Below are 22,992 nucleotides of genomic sequence, written 5' to 3'. Positions count from 1 at the left end.
CCCACCGCCCGCCCGCTCAACGCGGAGCAGCGTGCCCGCACGCCCTCATCCGGGCGTCCCCGCTCCCATCGTGGACAGATCAGGAGACTCCTCATGTCCCCACCCCGTCGTGCCGTTCTGCGTACCCTCGCCGCCGCTGCCGCGCTGCTCGTGCTCACCGCCACCGCCGGCTGCGGCGGTGACGCGGCAGCCGACGGCGCCCAGGCCGGCGAGCTGCGCTACCAGGGATCGGTCGGCCAGGTCACCCTCCCCGAACTCGCCGCCGACCTCGGTTACCTCGGCGACGTCAAGCTCACGTGGATCGGCAACGTCACCGGTGGTCCGCAGGACATCCAGGCCACTGCCACCGGGCAGAGCGACTTCGGCGGCGCGTTCAACGGCGCCATCGTCAAGCTCGCCACCGCCAACGCCCCGATCACCGCAGTGGTCAGCTACTACGGCTCGGACGCGCAGACCTTCCAGGGCTACTACGTGCTCGACGACAGCCCGATCCGCAGCGCTCGCGACCTGATCGGCAAGAAGGTCGGCATGAACACCCTCGGCGCACACGCCGAGGCCGTACTCAAGACCTGGCTCGCCCGCGGCGGTCTCACCCCCGCCGAGATCAAGCAGGTCGAGCTGGTCGCCCTGCCACCGGTCAACACCGAGCAGTCGCTGCGGCAGCGGCAGATCGACGTCGCGGTGCTCGGCGGGGTGATCCGGGACAAGGCGGTCGCCAGCGGCGGCATCCGCACGATCTTCACCGACTACGAACTGCTCGGCGCCTTCAGCGGCGGCACCTACGTCTTCCGCGACGACTTCATCAAGCGCAACCCGGAGACCGTCAAGGCGTTCGTCACCGGGGTCGGCAAGGCCATCGAGTGGGCCCGCACCCAACCCCGGGAGACGGTTGTCGCCCGAATGCGGGACATCATCGGCAAGCGCGGCCGCAACGAGGACCCGTCCCTGGTCGCGTACTGGAAGAGCAGTGGGGTCGCCGGCCGTGGCGGCGTGATCGGCGAGCAGGAGTTCGGCACCTGGATCGACTGGCTCGCCGCCGAGGGCGAGCTCAAGGGCGACCGTCCGAAGCCCGGCGACATCTACACCAACCGGTTCAACCCCTTCGTGGACGGGGGGACCGCGTGAGCACCGACAAGATCCTCTTTGATCGGGTGAGCAAGACCTTCCCGGTCCGCGCCGGCCGGCGCGGCGGCGCCGGCGCGGTCACCGCGCTGGACGCGGTCACCCTCGGGGTACGCCCCGGCGAGTTCCTGGTCGTCGTCGGCCCCAGCGGCTGCGGCAAGTCCACGTTGCTCGACCTGCTCGGCGGGCTCACCGAGCCGACCGCGGGGCGGGTGCTCGTCGACGGTCGGCCGGTCACCGGTCCCGGCCTGGACCGGGGCATCGTCTTCCAGCAGTACGCGCTGCTGCCCTGGCGCACCGCCGCCGGCAACGTGGCGTTCGGCCTGGAGGCCAAGGGGGTGCCCCGCTCCGATCGCGCCGCGCTGATCGAGCACCACCTCGACCTGGTGGGCCTGCGCGGGTTCGCCGACCGCTACCCGCACGAGCTGTCCGGCGGGATGAAGCAGCGGGTGGCCATCGCCCGCAGCCTCGCGTACGACCCGGACGTGCTGCTGATGGACGAGCCGTTCGCCGCCCTGGACGCTCAGACCCGCGACTCGTTGCAGGACGAGCTGGTGCGGATCTGGGCCCGTACCGGCAAGACGATCGTGTTCATCACCCACGGCATCGACGAGGCCGTCTACCTGGGTCAGCGGGTGGCGGTGCTGACGTCCCGGCCCGGGCGGCTCAAACAGGTCATCGACATCGACCTCGGCGACCGGGACGCGGTCGAGGACGTCCGCTCCACCGACGCGTTCCGCCACCACCGCCACCAGATCTGGACCCTGCTGCGTGACGAGGTGCGGGCCGCCCAGGCGGCCGAGGGCACCGGCGTCCGCCACACCGAGGAGGCCCGCGTTGGTTGACATCGCCGAACGTCCCGCCCGACTCGTCGGCCCACCCACAGCGCCCCACGCTGCGGCCGACAGTGCCGTTCCCGGTCGCGCCGGGCGGCTGCTCGGCATCGGCGCGAAGGTGCTGCACCGCACCGTCGCCATCGCCGCGCTGGCCGCGATCTGGGAGGGCGCACCCCGGCTCGGGCTGGTCGACCGGGTCTTCCTGCCGCCGCTGTCGGAGGTGCTGGTGGCCTGGTGGGAGTTGCTGCGCAGCGGGCAGCTCGCCGAGCACGTGGGCGCGAGCCTCACCCGGTCGTTGGCCGGGCTCGGCCTGGCGGTCCTCACCGCCATCCCGCTCGGGTTGCTGATCGGCTGGTACCGGCCGCTCGCCGAGCTGCTCAGCCCGCTGCTGGAGGTGTTCCGCAACACCGCCGCGCTGGCCCTGCTGCCGGTGTTCGTGCTCATCCTCGGCCTGGGGGAGACCTCCAAGATCGCCCTGGTGCTGTACGCGTGCTCCTGGCCGATCCTGCTGAACACCATCGCCGGGGTGAAGGGTGTCGACCCGCTGCTGATCCGGTCGGCCCGCTCGATGGGGCTCAACCACCTGCGGCTGTTCCAGAAGGTGATCCTGCCGGCCGCGGTGCCGACCATCTTCACCGGCGTCCGGCTGGCCGGGGCGTACTCGATCCTGGTGCTGGTCGCGGCCGAGATGGTCGGCGCGAAGGCCGGGCTCGGCTACCTCATCAACTACGCGCAGTACAACTTCGCGATCGCCGACATGTACTCCGGGATCATCACGATCTCCGCCATCGGCCTGGTCGTCAACCAGCTCCTCGTCGCCCTCGAACGTCGCTTCTCCACCTGGCGCGTCGACGTCTCTGCCGGATAGGACGGACTCCAATGACCCGTACCCTGCACCTCAACGCGTTCCTGATGGGCGTCGGCCACCACGAGGCCGCCTGGCGGCACCCCCGCACCGACCCGCGTCGGGTCACCGACGTCCGGCACTTCCAGGAGCTGGCCCGGATCGCCGAGCGCGGCACCCTCGACTCGCTCTTCCTCGCCGACGGTCTCTCGGTCGGGCCGAACCCCCGGCACAACATCCAGGCCGTCTTCGAGCCGCTGACCCTGCTCGCGTCGCTCGCCGCGGTGACCGAACACATCGGTCTCATCGCGACGGTCTCCACCACCTACAACGAGCCGTTCCACGTCGCCCGCAAGTTCGCCTCCCTGGACCACCTCAGCGGCGGTCGGGCCGGTTGGAACATCGTCACCTCCGCCCAGGAGCGGGAGGCGGTCAACTTCAACCGGGACAGCCACCCCGAACACGCCGACCGGTACCGGCGGGCCGCCGAATTCGTCGACGTGGCGATCAAGCTCTGGGACAGCTGGGAGGACGACGCGCTGGTGTTCGACACGACGGCCGGGGTGTTCGCCGACACCGACCGGGTGCACGAGGTGGCGCACCGCGGGCCGGAGTTCCAGGTCCGTGGCCCGCTGAACATCCCCCGGGGGCCGCAGGGCCGACCGCTGCTGGTGCAGGCCGGCTCGTCGCCGGACGGGATCGCCTTCGCCGCCCGCTACGCCGAGGCGGTCTTCACCGCGCAGCAGACCCTCGCCGACGGGCAGAGCTTCTACGCCGAGCTGCGCCGGCAGGTCACCGCCGCCGGCCGCGACCCGGACCTGGTGAAGGTCCTGCCCGGCATCGCGCCGGTGATCGGCGGCACCGAGGCCGAGGCGCTGGCGCTCGCCGCCGAGCTGGAGGAGCTGATCGTCCCCGACTACGCAGTGGCCCAGCTCTCCGGGATGCTCGGCATCGACCTGACCGGCCTGCCGCTGGACGGGCCGCTGCCGGAGCTGCCGGCCGCCGGCACCGTGCAGGCCCACCAGAGCCGCTACCAACTCGTCACCGAGCTGGCCCGCCGGGAGCAGCTCACCATCCGCCAGCTCATCGGCCGACTCGGCGGCGGCCGGGGTCACCGGGTCGTCGCCGGTACGCCGGAGCAGATCGCCGACCAGATCGAGCTGTGGTTCACCCAGGGCGCCGCCGACGGGTTCAACATCATGCCGCCGCACCTGCCCGGCGGGCTCGCCGACTTCGTCGACCACGTGGTGCCGGTGTTGCGCTCCCGTGGGCTGTTCCGCACCGAGTACACCGGTCGGACGCTGCGCGAGCACTACGGCCTGCCCCGACCGGCCAGCGCGTACGCCGCGTCGGCCCTGGTGCCGGCATGACCACCGTGGAGCGCCCCTCGACGGACATCGCCGAGCTGCGACCGGTCAACGCGGACCTGTTCCGCGCTCTGCTGCGGCGCCAGGCCAGCAGCGTCACGGTGGTCACCGCTGTCGCCCGCGCCACCGACCCCGCCTGCCTGGGTGGGATCGGCGCGCCCATCCGGGCGGGCTTCACAGCGACCTCCTTCACGTCGGTGTCGCTGGACCCACCGCTGGTCTCGTTCTGCCTCGGGGTGGCGTCGTCGAGTTGGCCGGTGCTCGCCCGCGCCGAGCACGTCGCCGTGCACCTGCTGGGCGCCGGGCAGCGGGAGGCCGCCACTGTCTTCGCGACCAGCGGCATCGACCGGTTCGCCGCGTACCCGGACTGGACGTCGGGACCGTTCGGGGTGCCGCTGCTCGACGGGGTGCTGGCCCGGCTGCTCTGCCGGGTGGTGCACCGGGTCCCCGCCGGCGACCACACGCTGGTGATCGCCGAGCCGCTGGCGCTCGGCGACGGTGGCGACGGCGCGCCGCTGGTCCACCACCGGGGCGGCTACACCACGGCCGTCTCGCCGTGAGCGCGGTCACCACGGCCGATCTGCTCGCGTTGGACCGGGCCGCCCAGGACCTGCTGTTCCGGGCGGCCCGCACGGCCAACACGTTCACCGACGAGCCGGTCACCGACGCCCAGGTCGCGGCCATCCACGACCTGATCCGGTACGGGCCGACCGCGTACAACGGTCAGCCGCTGCGGGTGCTGCTGCTCCGTTCGGCGGCGGCGCGGGCGCGGCTGCTGCCGTACGTCTCGTCGAGCAACAGGGCGAAGACGGCCAGTGCGCCACTGGTGGCGGTGCTCGCCGCCGACGTGGACTTCCACGAGCGGCTGCCCGAGTTGTACCCGCACCGGCCGCAGGCCCGCGACTGGCTGAGCGACAGTCCGTCCCGCGTCGAGCAGGCCCGGTTCAGCGCGACCCTCCAGATCGGTTACCTGCTGGTGGGTGTACGCGCCGCCGGGTTGGCAGCCGGTCCGATGGCCGGGTTCGACGCGGCAGGGGTGACCCGGGAGTTCTTCCCCGACGGCCGGCACGAGGCGCTGCTGCTACTCAACCTGGGTCACCCGGGCCCGGACGCCTGGGAGCGGCGGCTGCCCCGGCTCAGCACCGAGGAGGTGGTGCGGACGCTGTGAGCCGACCCGAGGTCAGCGCGGCTCCCACGCGTCGGGCAGCGCGGTGAGCTTGCGGACGTGCGCGGGCAGTCGACCGCTGACGATCTCGGCGAGGCTCACCTCGTCGACGACCCGCCGCACGGCGGCACGCACGGCCACCCACAGGCCGGGCAGGTTCTCCGCCGAGCCTTCGTACCGGGTCTCCTCGGGGCGCAGCCCGCGTACCCCGGCCAGTGGGCCTTCGACGGCGCGCAGCACCGCGCCGACTGTCACCTCGCGTGGTGGGCGCGCGAGGGTGTAGCCGCCCTCGGCGCCGCGCTGCGCGCGGACGATGCCGGCCCGGCGCAGATCCGCCAGGACCGCCTCCAGGAACTTGCGGGGCATGTCCTGCTCCGCGGCGATGGCCTGGGTGGACAGCAGCGAGGGGTACGCGGTGGCGAGGCTCAACGCCGCCCGTACCGCGTAGTCGCCGCGCGCGGAGATCTGCACAGTGCCATCATGCCCGCCCGGTGCCGCCTGGCCCTCCGGCGGGCGGCCCGGGTCTCGTGGCGTGCCCACCGTTGGCGGGTTCGCCCGGGGTGCCGGGGCGGAACCAACCGCCGTTGACGCCCGTCGACTCGGCCGGCGGTCGGGGTCGGACCACCCGGCCGGCCACCGGTTGGTCCCGGGCGGCCCGGAACGCGCCCGGGCTGACCCCGACCTCGCGGGTGAAGAAGCGGCCGAAGTTCGTGGGTTCGGAGAAGCCGAGCCGTCGGCCGATCTGGGCGATCGGCTGATCCGTCGCGGCCAGTAACCGGCCGGCCTGCAACGCGACCCGCTCGTCGATGACCTGTTTGGCGCTGCGACCGGTGACGGCCAGGCAGGCCCGGGTCAGGGTCCGCACCGAGCAGCCGAGCTCGGCCGCATAGTCCTCCACCCGCCGGGTGTGCGGGTAGCCGTGTTCCACCTCGCGGCGGAAACGGTGGAACGTCTCGTCCTCGGGTCGGGACGGCGACCGGTCGTCGTGGGCCACGGCAAGCCGCAGCAGCAGCACCGCCAGTTGATGCCGGAGCAGCGCCCGGGCGGTGGGGCCGTCGGGGTGGCGCCGACAGTCCACCGCCAACTGGCTCACCTCGCTGATCACCGCGTCCTCGTCCTCACCGGCCAACTGCCGCCAGGTCGCTGTCGTGGTCAGGTCGACGTCGAAGCCGCGCAGCGCCTCCGCATCCCAGGCGACCACTGTGGCGTCGAACTGGTTGCCGGCGCAGCGCAGCACCTGGCCGGGGCGGACCCGCAGCAGCGTGCCGGGCCGGCACGGCAGCAGATGAAAGTCGAGTTCCGCGTCGCCGTGCCCACGCGTGGTGAGAATCAACAGCTCCCGCTCGACGATCACCGGCCGACGCCAGCCCGGGGCACCGGCAAGATCGGCCAGCGCGAACGTGGTTATCTCGTCGGTGACGGGAGACGCCGTTCCGATCGATGGCGCGGGGGAGGAATCGGTGGAGACCATCGCCTGCGACGGTAGCCCGAACCGCAGGTCACCGCATCCCGATCGACGTTCGCAGCGGGAATCCGCGGCAAGCTGCGGGCTTGTCCCGGTCCCGGCGGCCGGGCTACGTTACCCGGCGGTAGCGCCGTCGGTCCGCGGTCGACCCGGTATCCGCCGGTCACCCGACCGGCCGACGGCACCCGCCGACTCGCGATGGGATGGGCATGACGCAGCTGTTCTCGGTCGAAGGTAAGACGGTTCTGGTCACCGGCGGCTCGCGGGGGATCGGGCTGATGATCGCCCAGGGCTTCGTCCGGGCCGGCGCGCACGTGATCATCTCGTCGCGCAAGGCGGACGTCTGCGAGGCGGTCGCCACCACCCTGTCCGCCGAGGGCCGCTGCGAGGCCATCCCCGCCGACCTCGGCGACGACGCCGGCGCCGAGACGTTGGCCGCTGCCGTGCGCGAGCGCTTCGGCCGCCTCGACGTGCTGGTCAACAACGCCGGCGCGACCTGGGGCGCACCGCTGGAGGACTACCCCGAGGCCGCGTTCGACAAGCTCTGGGCGGTGAACGTCAAGGCCGTCTTCCGGCTCACCACAGCGCTGCTGCCGGCGCTGCGCGCCGCCGCCAGCGCCGACGACCCGGCCCGCGTGATCAACATCGGGTCGATCGACGGCATCCGGGTGCCGATGATGGAGGTGTACGCGTACTCGGCCACCAAGGCGGCCGTGCACATGCTCACCCGCAGCCTCGCCCACCAACTCGCCGGTGAGCAGATCACCGTCAACGCGATCGCGCCCGGCCCGTTCGAGAGCAAGATGATGGCGTTCGCGCTCGACGACCCGGCGAGCCGCGCCGCCATCGAGCAGCAGGTGCCGCTGGGCCGCATCGGGCGCCCCGAGGACATGGCCGGCACCGCCATCTACCTCTCGTCGCGCGCCGGCGCGTACCTCACCGGCGCTGTCATTCCCGTCGACGGCGGCATCACCACGCACGGCTGAGCACCGGCCGACCCGGGGCGGACTGTCCGCGTACATCCCTGGGTGTGTGCCGGGGCCGCGCGGACTCGGCAGATCCGCGCGGCCCCGGTGTGGCCGGTGTTGCAGGTTCGGGCGGTCAGCGACCGGCGAGCAGCCGGTTCACCGCCGTGTCGACGTCCAGGTGCTCGGCCTCACGGCCGCGCGGGACGACGACGTAGGTCCGTCGAAGGAAACGCACCAGGACGCTGCGCGGCACCTCGAAGAGGGCGTTGCCGTCCGGTGACGAGAGGGCCAGCGCGACGAAGTCGCCGCGCGGTGTGGCCCAGGGCCAGACCCGAACGTCCCCGATGCCGGCCGGCTCGTCCAGGCCGGTGACCAGAAGTTCGCGAGCGAACGACCAACTCACCGCCTCGCCCCCTGCCGATTCGGCATGGAACAGGACATGGACCGCATACGGGTCAGCAGGGTCGTAACGCAGACTGGCACGCACCGGCAAGGCGGTGGCGTCAGGTGCGACGAGCCTTAGCGACGTCTCGACCTCTACGGTCGTCGGTCGGATGACACTCATGGACGTTCTCCCCCCGGCACCGCTGCGGAACGCGCGTGTCCCGCTTTTCCCATACTCAGGTGCTACTCCTGGCTACGCTCCGCCATACGCTGACTTCACCCAGTGGTGGGAAGGGGGACGGAAAGGCCGCGTGAATGTGAGCATTCATGTAGGATTTCCGGTTCTGCCCAGTGCGTGATCCCGCCCGGTATCGGGTGGCTCAGTCGTCGACTTACTCCGGTAACGTCCAGTCGGCCGTTGCAGTGACGGGCCCGAGCGACACTGGGGGGTGAAATGGTGACGAAGCAATCCTCAGTGGATCCGGCGGCGGCACCCGGCCCGCCGAACGGCGCGGTCCGAGCAGCCGAAAAGCGGGGGTACGGAGTGCCGATGGAGCAGCCCGAACGGGCCGGTCGGCCGGCGTCCGACGCCGGTCGTCCCGGCGGTGATGGCGGCAGCCGTGGTGGCGGCGGCGCCGTTGGTCGTGGCGGCGGCACCGGTGTTGGTGGCGGTGGCGACGCCGACGCTGGCCGTGGTGGCGGAATCGCCGTGCAGGAGCGGCCGCGTCGACCCCGCTGGCGTGAGCGAATCTCGCTGACCCTCGACCTCATCCGCGCCAACCCCACCGGCCGGATCGCACTCAAGATCTTCATCGCGATCGCCGGGGCACTGGTGGTGACCATCGGCATCGCCCTCATCCCGCTCCCCGGGCCGGGCTGGCTGCTGGTGATCGCCGGCCTGGGCATCTGGGCCGTCGAGTACCACTGGGCGCGCCGGCTGCTCGGCTTCACCCGCCGCCACGTCCACGGATGGACACGCTGGGTAACGAAACAGTCGCTGCTGGTGCGAATCGTGCTCGGGTCCGTCGGCCTGGCCTTCGTGGCCACGGTGGTCTGGCTGTCCCTCAAGTACAGCCTCGGCATCGACGTGGTGGCCGAGGCGATGCACTACCTCGCGACCCACTGACCCCGGATTTCCGGTCCGGTTCCACGATCGGGTAGAGTCAGTGGCGCTGAGGGCGATTAGCTCAGTGGGAGAGCGCTTCGTTCACACCGAAGAGGTCGCTGGTTCGATACCAGCATCGCCCACTCTCAGTTCGCACAGGTCAGAGGCCGCTTCCCGAATTCGGGAGGTGGCCTTTCTGCTGTCGTACAGCAGCTAAGTACAGCAACAGCGTCAGTGGCCTAGTGAATCGCCAAGGCGTTTGAGGGCGTCTCTGGTCGCCTTGTTGGATACCTGGGTATAGATCTCCATCGTCACGGAGAAGCGGGCGTGCCTCAGCACCTGCATGGCGACTCTGGGGTGGACGTCGAGGTCAGCGGGCGCAGTCCGGCGTAGGCGTTCGGTTGGCCGTCAAGGCTGCCTTGACGGTGGTCGGCCGTCGTGGCGCCGCTGGCGGTGTCGGTGGTCATGGGCCTGCCGAGGTGCCAGCAGGCGTCGATGAGGCGTCACGTCGATTCCAAGCCAGCGCCGCCCTAGCTTTTCGGCGGCGTCGACAGTGGTCCCGCAACCGGCCCGGCTTCCCCGACCGCTTCGACAACATCGAACAGGCCCGAACCTTCTGCTGGTCGACACGGTGCAGGGGTTCGAGGGACCCGATCTACGCTTCCGCCGTCAGTCCGAGGTCCGGATCTGCTCCAGGCGCGTCAGAGGCTCCTGGAGGTACTCCATGAGCTCCCGCAGCGCGTCCTTCTCCGCCCTGGTGATCACAACGCCCTCCTCCCACACGGCGCCGACGAGCGTCGTGATCGCCAGGTCCCAGGCCCCGGCGCCGGCGGCGTCCCGGACGATCGGCAGGTACTTCGGGCTGATCTTGGGTGCGAGCTGGTCGATGATCCGGAGGGTGCGCCGGATGTAATCGGTGACTTCCATGGGTCTCCTGTGGGTGCGGTGGTTAGGGCAGCGGGTTGGTGCGGACGCCCTCGCCGCTGGTGGGGTGGCCGCCGGAGATGCTGCCGTCCTTGTCCAGGGTAACTTTGCAGGTGATGCCGTCGCGAGTGCCGATGACGACCCAGCCGTCGCCGCCGGGACGCGCCTGAGGGCGGCTGTCGGGGTTGGCGGCGATGCTCTTGAACCAGCCCTCGACCTGCTCCTTGGTGGTGCCGGGCGGGAAGAGCGTCTTGCCGGGCTCGGTGGAGGAGGGCTTGTGGTCGCCATTGCCCTTGCCGTCGCCGTCCCAGATCTTGTCCATCGCCCCGTCGCCCATCTGACCGAAGCGGTCCATGTCGTACCTGGCGTCGGCGAACTCGGGGTCGTCCCAGGGGTTGGTCCTCTTGGGCGCCTCGGGCTCGGATGGGTCGGCGTCCTTCGGGCGGCCCTCCTCGGCGCGCTTGATGCCGTGCTGCTGGGCTGGTCCCACGCGCTTGGGCATCATTGCGGGGTTGAACTTGGGACGCTTGGGGCCATCGCCGTCACCGCCGTGCGGTGGGGTGGGGCCTGGGGGCCGCTTGTGGAGACCCGCCACAGCGAGCAGGACCACCAGGACGGCGGTCGTCCGCAGAGCCGCCATGAGTTGTCGCATCGAGGGCCGCCTAGACGTCGAGGAGTGCGCGAAGGGCGGAGAGGCTGGCGATCAGGCCCATCAGCCAGCCGAAGATGCGGCCGGTCCAGCGGACGACGGCGACCGCGAGCTGGGAGGCGACAAGTGGTGTGGCGAAGCCGAGAGAGAAGACCACCTCGGCCAGCCACACCACGACCTTGGCGATGCAGTCGGCGATGAAGGCGCGCACGACCTCCCGCACTATCTGCACCACGGTTCCCGCGCCACGGGTCGCGGCACCCATGCCGGCGGCCGTGCCCGCGAAGATCCCGGCGACGTCGATGTTGATGGTGAGGATGTCGCGGTAGGCGTCGGCGGCGGCGCCCTGCCATCCGTCGAGGTCGCCGACCAGCCGCGCCTTGAGGTCCTCGGCGATGGAGAACAACTCACTTGCCATGTTGTCCCAGGTCATGGCGTGCGTCTCGATGGTCTCGGGATCACCGGCGAGCCAGTCGAGTGCCTGCTTCAGTGGCTCGACCTGCTCGATGGCCCACTCGATGCCCATCGACAGGAGCGTGCTGAACGGGTCGATGGCGATGGCCGCCCCGTCGAGAGCGGCGCCCAAGCCCGCGATTGAGCCGTCGATCCAGCTGCCGGAGTCGATGGCGTCCTTGATGCCCATGTAGTCGTCGGCAAGCGGCAGGCCGGTCCAGCCGTCGCGGTGCGCGGCGCTGGTCGAAGGGATGTCGGAGGTCGTGGCGACCAGTGGGTTGCTCATGAGAGGACGCCGGGCCGGCTCAGGTCGCGGAGTGGAAGGAGTTGAAGCCGTCGGTGGTCGACTCCTCGGTCCGCTCGTAGGCGTCGGCTGTCTTTTTGATTCCCGCGGCGAGCAACGCGATGTTCTCGGCGAGCATCCCCACGCCCTTGTCCTGGTCCCGGTGGCGTCCCTCCAGGATGGGCGGTAAGAACTGGCAGAGCTGCCCGTACGCCTCGTCGGCCTGGAAGATGGTGCCGCTCGCGGCCTTGACGGCGGCGAAGCGGTCGTGAATGGCCAACATGGCCGTGGCGTGCGCGCGCAGGGCCTCGACGTCGACCTCGAATCCCCCGTGCATCAGTAACGCCCCTCTTCGTCCTCGGTGTCGCCGGTCCGGAATCCGGCCAGCAGGGCCCGGCCGGTCGCCGAGTCGGCGCCGACCGTCTCCCGCACGACCTCGGCGGCGGCCTCGGCGAGCTTCACCCGCGCGTTGCGATAGGCGCCCATGATCGCCTGCTGCGTCTGCTCCAGACTCACGCGCTGCACACGCGCGGAGAGCCGGACGTCGGCCATCGCCCCCGTGGAGTCGACGGTGACCTCGACGATCCCGTGGGCGTCGCTGGCCGTGACCCGCAGCGCGCGCAAGCCGGCAGCGGCGGCCTGCGTGTCGGCGGCCCGGCGCGAGGCATTGGCCTGCCATGCCTCAAGGCGTTCCCGCGCATCCTCGGCGTCCAACAGCGGATTACCCATCGCGCCTCCGTTTCGGTTGCCGAGCAGCGGATTCGGAGGCGTCAGTGTAGCCGCGGCCCGCCACACCAGGATTGCCGAGCGAATGCGGCGTGATCTGGTCAATCTGGATCTCAGCGACGTGGGTGCTGATGATCGCCTTCTTCGGGCCTGCTCGACCTGGCGGCGGTGTTCGGCCCAGGGAGCGCCCACCACCTGGGCGGTCAGGTGTGATGAGCCCGGTCAGCGCCTCCCGGAGGTCCGCAAGCGCAGCTTTCCTGCGTGTCACCCGCGCCGTGCGCTCCCAGACTGGCCGCAATCGCGCGTGAGCACACCACACGCCATCTTCGTGGCGGTGGCCTGTGCGTTCAGTGTGGCCGGTCGAGTCGTTGCGCGAACCGTCGGGTGTGGGTCCGCTGGTGTGCCACGCCCCATCGAGGGTTCGAATCCCCGCCGGTCCGCTCGCAGTCTCCCAAGCACAGCCCTGTGACGATCGGGACGGACGCCAGCGGACTGTCCCGGATGCTGGGGGGCTGCTCTAGCAGCTCAGTGACTCGCCCCCAGCCAGGGCGAGCATGGTGAACGTGACGGATGTGCTGAAGGTCCACGACCTTCGCCGCGTGTGCGGCGTGCTGCTGGACGGCCACCAGACCACAGCCCAGCACAATCAGGCTGCGACAGCGATCCTCACGGTCAGCCCAGGATCGCTCGGATGACCGCGGTGTTCCCGTCCAGTTCCAGCAGGTGTACGACCCACCCTCCCGGTTTGGGCTCGGCTCCGGGTTGGTCGCATCCGACTCGCCCGCCGCCGTCGGCGCGTATCGCCACAGTGCACCCGGGGGCTGCCATGAAGCCGCCACCGCCGCCCCTGCCATTGGCGTCGGTCAGTCGCACCCTGACACCACCATTCTCCATGGAGGACGACACCGTCCATCTGCCGAGTGGAAATGTGACCGATCCGGAGAAGGACACTTTGCAGTCGCCGTCGGCACACGCCGTGTACTTGGTGCCGCCCCCGCTCGGCGTCCCCGTCCTCTGTGCCGCTTTCGGCTCCTGTGCCGCTTCGGCCTTCCGTGACTCGTCCGCAGTGGGGGCGGAAGATGCGGAAGGTTCGGCGTTACGGGGACTTGGAAGGGAAGCAGCGCGGGAGGCGGTCGCGGTAGCGACGGTGTCAGGGCTCGACCACGTGGCATCGGAGGACGATTCCGCCTTGGAGTTGCAGCCGGCTACGGCCAAGACCAGCAGTAACGCCCCGATCGCTGTGCGTTTGGCGGAGGGAAGTCGGCAATGCTGCATGCGCGGAGTCTAGTGGCCGGGCTTTGCCGAAGCCCTGCCTCCCGACTGGTGCGAGATCGGGTCTCATGAGCTGCATGAACGACCAACTGGGGACAACCGATGCAAGCCGTCATGGACGTCTGTGGACGTCAGCGTGATGGCGGTTCCGCATTCCGTCCGAAATCCTGATCCATCCGAAGCGACGGACGCGGACGGAATCCGTCGGACGAGGTGCCCGGAAGTTGCAAGCGAGAAGTCCAGGGACTGGTGTCGGCGCGTGGAAGGCAGCGCACGGCGTGTGGGGGTTCTAAGGCGGTAGGCAGGCCGGTAGCGTTGGCACGGCGGCCTGGGTGCCGACGGAGCGTCCCGCGCTACGAGGAGGTCCGGGATGGATTCCTTGCCGGAGTTGACTTTCGGGCAGCGGTTGAAGGTCTACCGGGAGCGGTCCGGGAAGACCCGTGCGGTGCTCGGGGGGTTGGTGGGGCGCAGCGCCGAGTGGGTCAAGGCAGTGGAGACCGATCGCATCCTGCCGCCGCGCATTCACATGCTGGATCGCATCGCGCGTGCCCTCAAGGTCGAAGTGTCTGCCCTGGTCGGGGAGTTGAGCGCCCGGTCTGCCGTGGTCAACGGGCCGGAGCATCCGGCGCTGGCGTCGGTTCGGGACGCCGTGAACCGCTTCGCAATCTCCGACGAGGCATCCCCGGAGTCGTTGACGAGCCTGAGGGAGCGGCTCGCGGTGGCATGGCGGGCACGCCATCAGGCGTCGGATCACCGTACGGTGTTGGGTGGGTTGCTGCCGGGGCTGCTGCGGGACGTGCAGCGCGCCGCGTTGGCGTACGAGAGTGATGAGCGTCGGCAGGCTCAGGCACTGTTGGCGGAGACGTTCGGGCTGACGCAGATGTTCCTTGCCTACCAACCCGCTGCCGAGTTGTTGTGGCGGGTCGCGGACCGAGCGATGGTGGCAGCGCAGGAGTCCGGCGACCCGGAGGCGGTGGCGTGCGCGGGATGGTTCCTGTGCCAGGTGCATCGGGATGCCGGTGACTGGGACACCGCGATGGCGATGACCCTGGACCTCCTGTCGGCGCTGGAGCCGCGCACGGCCGACGGGACTACGAACCTGGTGGCGCTCTGGGGCGCGCTGAACTTCGAGGCTGCCTACACCGCTGCCCGTGCTGGTGAGGAAGGCCGGGCCTGGCGGTACTGGGATCGCGCGGACCAGGTGGCGCAGCGCCTGCCGCAGGGCTTCTATCAGCCGCAGACGTCGTTCTCGCGGATCATCATGGGCGCCCACGCGGTGACCGTGGCAGTGGAGTTGCAGAAGTCCGGTGAGGCGGTGCGACAGGCACGCCGTCATGATTCCGCAGCGATCCCGTCGAGGCCGCGCCGGGCACGCCATCTCATCGAGGTCGCGCGGGCGCACTACGGCAAGGACGACAAGGAAGCTGCCGTGATGACCCTCCGGCAGGCGTACGAGTCGGCCCCGGAGACGATCCGCTTCAACGGGTACGCCCGTCAGATCACCTTGGATCTGCTCGACGGCCCACGTTCCACTCGTGAGGACGCCCGTGACCTCGCGATCAAGGTCGGGCTTCTCTCTTGATCCAGGGGTAGAAACCTTACCCATTCCGCTCCGCGACCCACCGTAGCTTCTTGCTCACGGGATACGGCGGGCGGTGCGGGTATCGCCTGGTCGCCGCGTCCCTCAACGTCGAGGGCAGGAAGCCGTCCTCTGCTCGAACGAGGGAGGGTCCGTGCGGCGCGTCTCGTATGACGAGTACCTCTCGGCCACCGCGCTGACTCTCGCCCGCAGGCATCGGCCGGTGTGGTCGTGGCGACTTTGGCGGCATGTCTGCCGCTGCGGAGCCGACCTGCCGTGCCGTGCTCGGCACCGAATTCCGATCAGCCGTGGCCACTGGCCACAGGAAGGTGAGCAATGAGCGGCGGGCAGGCACGGGCGATCACCGCTCGCTTCCTGGCGGGTGTGCGGTGAGCGTCCACGGCCCGGTCATGCCGATCTGGAGCTGCGGTGGCTGTGGCCTGCCCTGGCCCTGCCAGACCAGGAAGCGCGAGCTGCGGGCGGAGTATGCGGATGCTCCGGTGTCGCTGGCTCTCTATCTGGGGTCCTACCTCGTCCAGGCAACCGAGGACATGCCTTGGACATCGGCAGGGGTGCTGCACCGGCGGTTCCTCGGATGGACCAGGGAAACCGAGCTATCGAAGCCGGCAGTGCAGCAGCCAAGTACAGCAACCGTGCCGGTCGAACCGAACCGGTAACCCGTCGACAGACGGCCTGACCTCGCATCAAGCCTCGTCGGACCGGCTTGCCGAGAGTTCACACGGGAGCGCGCTAGCAACGCTTCAGTCATCTCCGTATTCGTCCACGTCCAGATCGACCCCGGTGTGGTGAAGGAACTTCAGGGCTCGGCGATCGAGGTGCCAGCCGAGTCGTTGATGCTGGTCGCCATCTTCGTCATTGAAGTAGCGCACCACCTGGAGTGTCGAGGTGAAGCCCTCCTCCTCCGACTCGTCGATCACTCTCACGAGGGCCGCGATCCGATCAGCGATAGGCTCAAGGCGGTCGATGAGGCGGTCAATCTGCTCATCGACCGTCAAGCCGCTGTCACGACACACAACCCTCCACGAGTGGACGGCCGGCACCGGAGGGTTCTCCCTCTTGCTCCCCTTGACGCTAATCTCGTCTGGCTCCGTGCCTAACCGCGTCGCCATCTCGCGTGCAGGGAGATGATCCGAACGCAACGAGAAGTACACGTACTGATGTACCCGCATGGCCCGATCATGGCAGCGCACCAGCGCAACAAACCAGCTTCACCCTCGCGATGCACATTCGCCGTGATGGCGAGATGGTTCGTCGCTCGGCGCTTCCCCTGGGAGCCGAGAAAGCATCTAGGAGGAATCGTGCCGAACGCGCTGGACTTTCTAGCGGGCCCGGTCTGCCTCGCACTTGGCGTGGTGCTCACGCTGCAAGCAGTTCGGCGCTTGCGGGCAGAAAGACGGCACGGCCAGCGGCCGCCTCGCAGAGAGCTTCTCAGTGGACGAGAGTTGCTATGGGAGGGTCTCGCGGTCGCCCTGCTCGGGACCGCCAACCTGCTCGATAGACCGTGGACTCTTCTGGCCATTCCAGCGATGGTCGTGATCGTGGTGCTCGCGGTGCGCATCTTCATGCGCTTGATCCAGGAACATCGGTCCTAGCGCTCGAAGCGACCCTCGCCCACGTCCGAGACTCTACGTCGGCGCACTCGGCGACTGCGGCCCGCGCAAGCAAGCAGTAGGCGCCGGGGACTGTCAGAATCGTGATGACAGAACCGGTGCGCGGACGCGGGGAGAAGCATGAGCGACTTCAACGACAAGATCATCGCGGAGTTTCGCGAGAACGGTGGCCAGGTCGGCGGTCAGTTCGCTGGCGCCCCGCTGCTGCTGTTGCACACGGTCGGCGCCAAGAGCGGCCAGCCTCGCGTGAGCCCGATGATGTATCAGAAGGTGGACGGCGGCTATGCCGTGTTCGCCTCCAAGGGCGGTGCGCCCAGCAATCCCGACTGGTACTACAACCTGCTCGCTGACCCGAAGGCCCAAGCGGAGATCGGTACGGACAAGGTCGAGCTGGTCGCCAGAGTTGCCGCCGGGGACGAGCGGGAACGGATCTGGAGCGCGCAGAAGGCCGCGTATCCAGGCTTCGCCGACTACGAGCGGAAGACCACCCGCGAGATCCCGGTCGTCGTACTGGAACCTGCGCCGTAGGCAGCGACGGCACAACTGATTGATGCGTGGATCCGTCGGCGGGCGCGCGCCCGCCGACGGACCTCAACGCAAGACGCCGCCTACGGTTTGCGGGCGAGGAGCCCGACGAAGGTGTGATAGGTGTCGGTCTGCACCGTGGCCGGTGCGTCCGGCTCTGGACGCCACTCGGCCAGCGGCACCAGCCCCGGCTCCAGCACCGTCAGCCCATCGGCGAACGAGAGGATCTCCTCGTCGGTACGCCAGCGGCCGGTGCCCAGCGACTCGTTGAAGACCCGCTCGACCTCGCGGGCCTTGCGGGAGCCCTCCGGGTCTCGCTCGCCCGGGTCGCGGAAGTGCGAGATCGCCACGTAGCTGCCGGAGGGCAGCGCGTCGATCAACGCGGCCGCCACCGCCTTCGGGTCCTCGTCGTCGCCGAGGTGGTGCAGGATCGCGAAGAGCAGCAACCCGATCGGCCGGTCGAAGTCGAGGAACCGGCGTACGTCCGGGTGGTTGAGGATCGCTTCTGGCTCACGGATGTCCGCCTGGATCACCGTCGCGGTGCCCTCCGCGGCGAGCAGGGCCCGCCCGTGCGACAGAACTATCGGGTCATTGTCCACATAGACAACCTGAGCCTTCGGGTTCTGCTCGGTGGCGACCTCGTGCACGTTGCCCTGGGTGGGCAGCCCCGATCCGATGTCGAGGAACTGGTCGATGCCGGCCTCGCTGACGAGGAAGCGAATCACCCGACGCAGGAAGGCCCGGTTGGCTTGGCCGGCTGCCGGCCCGTCGGGTGTGATCCGCAGGGCGTGCTCGGCGACCTTCCGGTCGGCCTCGAAGTTGTCCTTGCCGCCGAGGAAGAAGTCATAGACCCGGGCCACGCTGGGAATGTTGGGGTCGATACCGGGGGGTGCCGCCTTGTCGCGGGTCACAGGCGTCTCCATTCGATGGGGATTGGCGCAGGTCGAGGTCTGCGGCGGTGCCGGCGTTCCGGCGAGTGTAACGATCGGGAGGGTTGAATTTTGCCCCACTGGTATCGCTCCCAGTGAATCGTCCCCCCGGTATTGACGACACACCGGGGTCGCGGCCGGCAGCCGGCCGCGACCCGTCCCGCCCGAGCGACGCGGCCCCGGCGTCAGGAGCAGTTCTTGCCCTTGTTGATGCAGGTGGCGATGCGTTGCATCGTCTGGGCGGAGTTGACGTTGACGAAGTCGTTGTGGTCGGAGAAGGGGTTGTGGTTCTCCTCGGGGAAGGAGTCGAGGGCGTACTGGCCCTTGACCTGCACGTCGCGGGCGATGTCGTAGGCCACTGTGATCCGCAGTTGCGGGATCGCCCGGAAGCCCTGTGGGCAGGCGCCGGTGGCCTTGTCGGCGAACGCGACGTGGTTGCGGTGGTTGTCGCTGTCGACGTTCCTGCCGTCCCAGCAGCCGGGGAAGTCGTGGACGCGCTGCACCTGGCTGCCGGCGGGGCAGATCGGGTACTTGTCGGAGAGCCGGTCGGTGAAGCCCGAGCAGGTCCAGGTGGCACGGGCGTTGGCCGGGCCACGGCTGGTGGGCTTGGCGTCTCCGGTGAGGGCCCGGAGGAACTTCGGCATCGGCACGACCTTGCTGACGGGGTTGCCGCGGTACTCGATCAGCACCTGCGCCGGGCGGACGATGCCGCCGGTGTTGCCGGGCAGCTCAAGGTTGGGCCCCTGCGGGTCGGGGAGCGCGGCGGCGGTGGTGGGTGCGCTGCTTGGTGTCGCCGGGGTGGTCGAGGCCTGGTCCAGCGTGCAGCCGGCGAGCGCTTCGAGGCCCTGCGGGCGAGGGGCCTGCCGCCCGATCGCGGTGGCGATCCGGTCGAGCACGGCGACCCGCTTGGCGCGCAGCGGTCCGAGGATGGCGTTGTCGACGAAGGCCGGCCCGCCCTGGCCACGGCTGGTGACAAGGCGTTCGTTGGCCTCGGAGATCTGCCGGTCGAGGTCGTCGAGGTTGCGGTTCACCTCGGCAAGCGCCCGATCGGGTACGCCGGGCAACCGGTCCCGCAGGGCCGGGCACTGGATTCGCGGATTCGCGGCCTGGGCCGCCTCGACGCTCGACCGGTGGGCGCTGCCCGGCATCCGGGCGTGCATGTCGTCGTAGCTGACGTCACAGTCGACGAGCGAGACCAGGCCAGGCTGGTTGCCGCCGGCGGCGGTGATCGTGGTGCTGATCTGCTTGATCATCGCGGCGCGGCGGGCTCGCAGCGAGTCGATGACCTCCCGGTTGAAGGCCGCGTCGATGCGGCCCCGGCTGGCGGTCATCCGCTGGTTCGCGGCGGCCTGCTGGCGATCCAGCTCTGCCAACAGACGGTCGACGGTGCCGAGGGCCCCGGTGGGGACTGCCCGCAGCCGTTTGCCGACCGAGGGACAGACGACCATCGGCTGGGTCTGGGCGAGGGCCTGCTGGACCTGCTGGACCTGCTTGCCGCCGCGGACGGTCTTGTCGATGCGTACCACCGGCCAGAAGTAGGACGACTTGTCACCGTTGCGGCAGGTGGTGGCGGAGGCGTCCAGATCGGCGTCGGAGGAGTTCGCGGTGATGGCCAGGTTGCCGACGAAGTCGTGGACGTGTTCGGCGCCGTTGCGGATGCCGGGCTGGGCCACCGGATTGTCCGGGCTGAACTTGCCGTTGCCGTTCGTGCCGCAGTCGACGGTGAACCGGCCGGTCGACGCACCGGCGGCCGGCCTCGGGTTCTGCACGTTCGGCGGCACGTTCTCGATCGACACGAACTGGTCCAGACTGGTGGCGGCATCCGCGGTGCCCTTGCCGCCACCGGAGACGAAGGTGGCGGTGAGCGCGCCGGTGGCCGCCAGCACGAGCGCGGCCATGGCGAGCCGGGCCGGCCGGGTCTGGACCAGTGCGGTCCCGTTCTTTCTGCGGGTCATCGGAATCTCCTCAAAGCCGGAAACGGCTCCGGTGATGTGCTGTCTCCCCTCGGTACGGGCCGGCGGGCGGTCAACGGTCAGCGGTCACCGGGCACGTCATGGTTCGGTAAGAAGTCGGGCATGAGCCGGGCCGGTTGCCGGCCGAGGCGTGAGACACGTTGGCGATCATCGATTTGTTGCTGCATCGTCGACGTATGACAGGCGTTCGCTCGTCCTCGCTGCTCCGCCGTCTGCGGCCGGGTCTGCTGACCGCCGTCGTGCTGTCGACGGCGGTGCTCGGCACCGCTCTGAGCGTCGCACCGGCGGCCGACGCCGGCACCGTGACGCCCGCCGCGTACCCGCGGGTTGCCCCGGCGCCCGGCGGGGCCGCGGTGTCCGTCGCGGCGCCGGCCGGGACCACGCCGCCAAAGCCGTCCAGTACGCCGAGCACCTCGCCCGTCCTGCCGAGTGCGCCCACGAACCTGACCGCCAGCGAGGTCCGTACCGCGTCGGTCACCCTCACCTGGACGGCCGCCACGTCCGACTGCTGCGACATCGCCGGGTACGACATCACGTACTACCAGGAGTTCGGCGACATCGTCTTCAGCGCCAGCGTCGGGGCCGTCACCAGCACCACGATCACCGGCCACCTTGGGGCGGGCCAGCAGTACACGTTCCGATTGATCGCCCGGGACAGCCTCGGTCAACGCTCGAACTGGTCGAACGCGCTGACAGTGGTCACACCGGTGACGGACACCGGCCCGGACACCACCCCGCCGACCGCGCCGCAGAACCTGACCGTCGGCGAGGTGACCGCCTCGACCGGCACGTTGTCCTGGTCGCCGTCGACGGACGACGTCGGCGTGCTCGGGTACAACGTCTACCGGTTCGACGGCTGGTTCACCTCGCAACTGGTCGCCACAGTGCCGGGTACGACGTTCACGACGGACCTACCTGCTTCGACGCCGCTGCGGAACCTGTACTACGTGCGGGCCCGGGACGCGGTGGGCAACGTGTCGATCGCGTCGAACACCGTCACTCTGCCCACGACGACGACCACTCCGACGCCCCCGCCGCCCTCGACCTGCCGGGTGACCTACCGGAACCAGTCCGAATGGCAGGGCGGCTTCGTGGCCACGGCGACGGTCCACAACGTCGGGGCGGCCCCGATCGACGGCTGGGCCGTCACCTTCAGCTTCCCGGGAGACCAGCAGGTCACCTCGGGGTGGAACGCCACGATCGGCCAGACCGGGACCACAGTGACCGCTCGTAACGTCGACTGGAACCGCGTCCTCGCGCCCAACGGCTCCGCGACCTTCGGCGTCCAGGGGCGGTGGAGTGTCAGCGACACGCCGCCGACCGGCTTCTCGCTGAACGGCGCATCCTGCACGGTGGGCTGAGGTGGGCACACATTCGGTCACACCTGACCGCCGCCGCCAGAGGGCCCTGCTCGGGGCCGTCGCGACCGGCCTCCTCGTCGTCGCCACCACGCTCGCCGGTGCGCCCGCGCCTGTCTCCGCAGCGAACACGCTCACCATGCGGGGTGCCGACGTCTCCTCGTTGCAGCGCAGCCTGGATCTCGGTGCCAAGTACTACGACGCCGGCGGGGTCGCCCGCGACCCGCTGGACATCTTGAAGTCCGTCGGCGTCAACTACGTCCGGTTGCGCGTCTGGAACAACCCGATCAGCGGCTACAACAACAAGAGCGCGGTGTTGGGCCAGGCGAGGGCAGCCAGGGCGAAGGGCCTCAAGGTGCTCATCGACTTCCACTACTCCGACACCTGGGCCGACCCGGGCAAGCAGTACAAGCCGGCCGCCTGGGCCGGCCACAGCCTGAGCCAACTGCGTACCGACGTCTACACCTTCACCTACGACGTCTGCGCCAGCCTGCGGGGGCAGGGCACGCCACCCGACAGCGTGCAGATCGGCAACGAGATCAACGTCGGGATGCTGTGGAACGAGGGCAAGGTCGTCAACAACGACTTCGCCCCGCTGGCCGGTCTGCTGAAGCAGGGCTACAACGCGACCAAGGCGTGCGGCAGCAGCATCCCGGTGATGATCCATACCGCAAACGTGGACAGCAACGCCAACGCCCGATGGTTCTACGACGGCATCCGCGCCCAGGGTGTGCAGTGGGACATCACCGCCCAGTCGTACTACTGCATGTGGCACGGCACCCTGGCGAACCTCTACAACAACATCGTCGACCTGCGCGGGCGCTACGGCAAGCCGGTGGTGATCGTGGAGACCGCGTACCCCTTCACCCGGAACAACGCGGACAGCGAGCCGAACGCCATCGGCGACGCGACCTGTGACGGCATCAGCGCGACCTGGTCCGGGCAGGCCCAGGAGTTCGACTGGGTGCAGAACACCGCCCGCAACGCGGGCGCCATCGGTGTCTTCTACTGGGAACCGACCTGGTACGCCGTCCGCGGCAACGGCTGGGACCCGGCCAACATCAACGGCACCGGAAACCAGTGGGACAACATGGCCGTCTTCGACTGGTCCGGGCGGGTGAACCCCGGCGTACGCTGGACGCCCTGAACCCGCGCCGGACGCGCGGCGACGGTTCCTGGCCTCTGCCAAGGGCTGCTCTGGCAGCGGCCAGGATCCGTCGCCGAACCACTATCGGGAGCCGGGCGGGATCAGCAGGTGCGCGTCTGCCAACTCACCTTCGCCGCGAACATGGGCACATACAGGTCCCCGCCGCCGGGACGAGCGCAGATCGTGCCGGAACGCTGTGTCCCGAGGTAGTTGTAGGACCAGGTGATCTCGGCGTTGCAGGAGGTGCGGTTGTAGAAGTTGAAGGCCGGGACGTTGCCGGGTGCGTC

Annotated in this window: 26 protein-coding genes, 1 tRNA gene and 1 pseudogene; 16 read left to right on the top strand and 12 right to left on the bottom strand. The window is 69.7% G+C overall.

Translation table 11 applies throughout. The annotated features are described in order from the left end of the window. Nucleotides 1-93 precede the first annotated feature (93 nt). The 6 genes from OG598_RS18065 to OG598_RS18040 are packed head-to-tail and all read left to right on the top strand — an operon-like array spanning nt 94 to nt 5,337. Nucleotides 94-1,125 (top strand): ABC transporter substrate-binding protein, encoded by a 1,032-nt coding sequence (locus tag OG598_RS18065; RefSeq protein ID WP_328650272.1) that lies wholly within the window; start codon nt 94-96, stop codon nt 1,123-1,125. Continuing rightward, the gene (locus OG598_RS18060; RefSeq protein WP_328650271.1) at nt 1,122-1,967 is read left to right on the top strand and encodes an ABC transporter ATP-binding protein; all 846 of its coding nucleotides are present in this window, start codon (nt 1,122-1,124) and stop codon (nt 1,965-1,967) included. Before OG598_RS18065 ends, OG598_RS18060 begins: the two co-directional genes overlap by 4 nt. Then, on the top strand, nt 1,960-2,826 hold the full coding sequence (locus OG598_RS18055) for an ABC transporter permease (protein WP_328650270.1): 867 nt from the start codon (nt 1,960-1,962) through the stop codon (nt 2,824-2,826). Before OG598_RS18060 ends, OG598_RS18055 begins: the two co-directional genes overlap by 8 nt. A gap of 11 nt (nt 2,827-2,837) precedes the next feature. After that, nucleotides 2,838-4,172 (top strand): LLM class flavin-dependent oxidoreductase, encoded by a 1,335-nt coding sequence (locus OG598_RS18050; protein WP_328650269.1) that lies wholly within the window; start codon nt 2,838-2,840, stop codon nt 4,170-4,172. Beyond that, entirely contained in the window at nt 4,169-4,729 is a 561-nt protein-coding gene (locus tag OG598_RS18045; protein ID WP_328650268.1) for a flavin reductase family protein, read from the top strand. Before OG598_RS18050 ends, OG598_RS18045 begins: the two co-directional genes overlap by 4 nt. Continuing rightward, nucleotides 4,726-5,337, top strand: a complete 612-nt coding sequence (locus OG598_RS18040; protein ID WP_328650267.1) for a malonic semialdehyde reductase — start codon at nt 4,726-4,728, stop codon at nt 5,335-5,337. Before OG598_RS18045 ends, OG598_RS18040 begins: the two co-directional genes overlap by 4 nt. Nucleotides 5,338-5,349: 12 nt before the next feature. Here the strand turns inward: OG598_RS18040 and OG598_RS18035 are convergent, their stop codons facing one another. Next, entirely contained in the window at nt 5,350-5,805 is a 456-nt protein-coding gene (locus OG598_RS18035; RefSeq protein WP_030333674.1) for an RrF2 family transcriptional regulator, read from the bottom strand. Nucleotides 5,806-5,812: 7 nt separating this feature from the next. Further along, complete coding sequence (locus tag OG598_RS18030; protein WP_328650266.1) at nt 5,813-6,805, bottom strand: helix-turn-helix transcriptional regulator; 993 nt, start codon at nt 6,803-6,805, stop codon at nt 5,813-5,815. Nucleotides 6,806-7,008: 203 nt separating this feature from the next. Between OG598_RS18030 and OG598_RS18025 the strand changes: the two genes are divergently transcribed. Further along, nucleotides 7,009-7,785 (top strand): glucose 1-dehydrogenase, encoded by a 777-nt coding sequence (locus OG598_RS18025; RefSeq protein WP_091402122.1) that lies wholly within the window; start codon nt 7,009-7,011, stop codon nt 7,783-7,785. A gap of 115 nt (nt 7,786-7,900) precedes the next feature. On the opposite strand, the gene OG598_RS18020 is transcribed toward OG598_RS18025, so the two are convergent. Continuing rightward, nucleotides 7,901-8,332, bottom strand: a complete 432-nt coding sequence (locus OG598_RS18020) for an SsgA family sporulation/cell division regulator (protein ID WP_007457244.1) — start codon at nt 8,330-8,332, stop codon at nt 7,901-7,903. A 294-nt stretch (nt 8,333-8,626) separates the two neighbouring features. On the opposite strand from OG598_RS18020, the gene OG598_RS18015 reads away from it, so the two are divergent. Both OG598_RS18015 and OG598_RS18010 read left to right on the top strand, forming a co-directional pair. After that, a complete protein-coding gene (locus tag OG598_RS18015; RefSeq protein ID WP_442931512.1) occupies nt 8,627-9,277 on the top strand; it encodes a PGPGW domain-containing protein in 651 nt (216 codons plus the stop codon). Between the two features lie 50 nt (nt 9,278-9,327). Continuing rightward, nucleotides 9,328-9,399: transfer RNA gene (locus OG598_RS18010), tRNA-Val, on the top strand. An 88-nt stretch (nt 9,400-9,487) separates the two neighbouring features. Here OG598_RS18010 and OG598_RS18005 read toward each other — a convergent pair. The 6 genes and pseudogenes from OG598_RS18005 to OG598_RS17980 form a co-directional block, all read right to left on the bottom strand. After that, nucleotides 9,488-9,640 (bottom strand): annotated as a pseudogene (locus OG598_RS18005) (site-specific integrase); the annotation flags it as partial. Nucleotides 9,641-9,925: 285 nt separating this feature from the next. Continuing rightward, nucleotides 9,926-10,183, bottom strand: coding sequence for a hypothetical protein (locus OG598_RS18000; protein WP_328650264.1), 258 nt, complete (start codon nt 10,181-10,183; stop codon nt 9,926-9,928). A 22-nt stretch (nt 10,184-10,205) separates the two neighbouring features. Continuing rightward, the gene (locus OG598_RS17995; RefSeq protein ID WP_328650263.1) at nt 10,206-10,832 is read right to left on the bottom strand and encodes a hypothetical protein; all 627 of its coding nucleotides are present in this window, start codon (nt 10,830-10,832) and stop codon (nt 10,206-10,208) included. A 10-nt stretch (nt 10,833-10,842) separates the two neighbouring features. Then, a complete protein-coding gene (locus OG598_RS17990) occupies nt 10,843-11,568 on the bottom strand; it encodes a WXG100 family type VII secretion target (RefSeq protein ID WP_030488528.1) in 726 nt (241 codons plus the stop codon). 19 nt (nt 11,569-11,587) lie between these two features. Beyond that, entirely contained in the window at nt 11,588-11,902 is a 315-nt protein-coding gene (locus tag OG598_RS17985) for a type VII secretion target (protein WP_091400878.1), read from the bottom strand. Beyond that, entirely contained in the window at nt 11,902-12,294 is a 393-nt protein-coding gene (locus OG598_RS17980; protein WP_328650262.1) for a YbaB/EbfC family nucleoid-associated protein, read from the bottom strand. The genes OG598_RS17985 and OG598_RS17980 overlap by 1 nt, the downstream gene beginning before the upstream one ends. Nucleotides 12,295-12,854: 560 nt before the next feature. On the opposite strand from OG598_RS17980, the gene OG598_RS17975 reads away from it, so the two are divergent. The 3 genes from OG598_RS17975 (at nt 12,855) to OG598_RS17965 (ending at nt 15,819) form a co-directional block, all read left to right on the top strand. After that, complete coding sequence (locus tag OG598_RS17975; protein WP_328650261.1) at nt 12,855-12,986, top strand: hypothetical protein; 132 nt, start codon at nt 12,855-12,857, stop codon at nt 12,984-12,986. A gap of 947 nt (nt 12,987-13,933) precedes the next feature. Next, nucleotides 13,934-15,145 carry a transcriptional regulator gene (locus tag OG598_RS17970; RefSeq protein ID WP_328650260.1) on the top strand — a complete coding sequence of 404 codons (1,212 nt, stop codon included), beginning with the start codon at nt 13,934-13,936 and terminating at the stop codon, nt 15,143-15,145. A 386-nt stretch (nt 15,146-15,531) separates the two neighbouring features. Next, complete coding sequence (locus OG598_RS17965; protein WP_328655361.1) at nt 15,532-15,819, top strand: hypothetical protein; 288 nt, start codon at nt 15,532-15,534, stop codon at nt 15,817-15,819. 84 nt (nt 15,820-15,903) lie between these two features. Here the strand turns inward: OG598_RS17965 and OG598_RS17960 are convergent, their stop codons facing one another. After that, nucleotides 15,904-16,332 (bottom strand): DUF4279 domain-containing protein, encoded by a 429-nt coding sequence (locus tag OG598_RS17960; protein WP_328650259.1) that lies wholly within the window; start codon nt 16,330-16,332, stop codon nt 15,904-15,906. 129 nt (nt 16,333-16,461) lie between these two features. On the opposite strand from OG598_RS17960, the gene OG598_RS17955 reads away from it, so the two are divergent. Next, nucleotides 16,462-16,755: a hypothetical protein gene (locus OG598_RS17955; protein WP_328650258.1), complete on the top strand. Its 294-nt coding sequence runs from the start codon at nt 16,462-16,464 to the stop codon at nt 16,753-16,755. 138 nt (nt 16,756-16,893) lie between these two features. Continuing rightward, complete coding sequence (locus tag OG598_RS17950) at nt 16,894-17,301, top strand: nitroreductase family deazaflavin-dependent oxidoreductase (RefSeq protein WP_328650257.1); 408 nt, start codon at nt 16,894-16,896, stop codon at nt 17,299-17,301. Between the two features lie 80 nt (nt 17,302-17,381). Here the strand turns inward: OG598_RS17950 and OG598_RS17945 are convergent, their stop codons facing one another. Together OG598_RS17945 and OG598_RS17940 are read right to left on the bottom strand one after the other, a co-directional pair. Next, nucleotides 17,382-18,209 carry an SAM-dependent methyltransferase gene (locus tag OG598_RS17945; RefSeq protein ID WP_328650256.1) on the bottom strand — a complete coding sequence of 276 codons (828 nt, stop codon included), beginning with the start codon at nt 18,207-18,209 and terminating at the stop codon, nt 17,382-17,384. A gap of 203 nt (nt 18,210-18,412) precedes the next feature. Continuing rightward, on the bottom strand, nt 18,413-20,182 hold the full coding sequence (locus OG598_RS17940; protein WP_328650255.1) for a DUF1996 domain-containing protein: 1,770 nt from the start codon (nt 20,180-20,182) through the stop codon (nt 18,413-18,415). 194 nt (nt 20,183-20,376) lie between these two features. Here OG598_RS17940 and OG598_RS17935 point away from each other — a divergent pair, with 194 nt between their 5' ends. Continuing rightward, entirely contained in the window at nt 20,377-21,561 is a 1,185-nt protein-coding gene (locus OG598_RS17935; RefSeq protein ID WP_328650254.1) for a cellulose binding domain-containing protein, read from the top strand. Nucleotide 21,562: 1 nt separating this feature from the next. After that, nucleotides 21,563-22,705, top strand: a complete 1,143-nt coding sequence (locus OG598_RS17930; protein WP_328650253.1) for a glycoside hydrolase family 53 protein — start codon at nt 21,563-21,565, stop codon at nt 22,703-22,705. Nucleotides 22,706-22,992 lie beyond the last annotated feature (287 nt).

It is taken from the genome of Micromonospora sp. NBC_00330, assembly GCF_036136635.1.
GTDB classification, from domain to species: domain Bacteria; phylum Actinomycetota; class Actinomycetes; order Mycobacteriales; family Micromonosporaceae; genus Micromonospora; species Micromonospora salmantinae.
The sequence above is the reverse complement of the archived record's forward strand: the minus strand, read 5'-3'. Positions and strand labels throughout refer to the sequence as shown.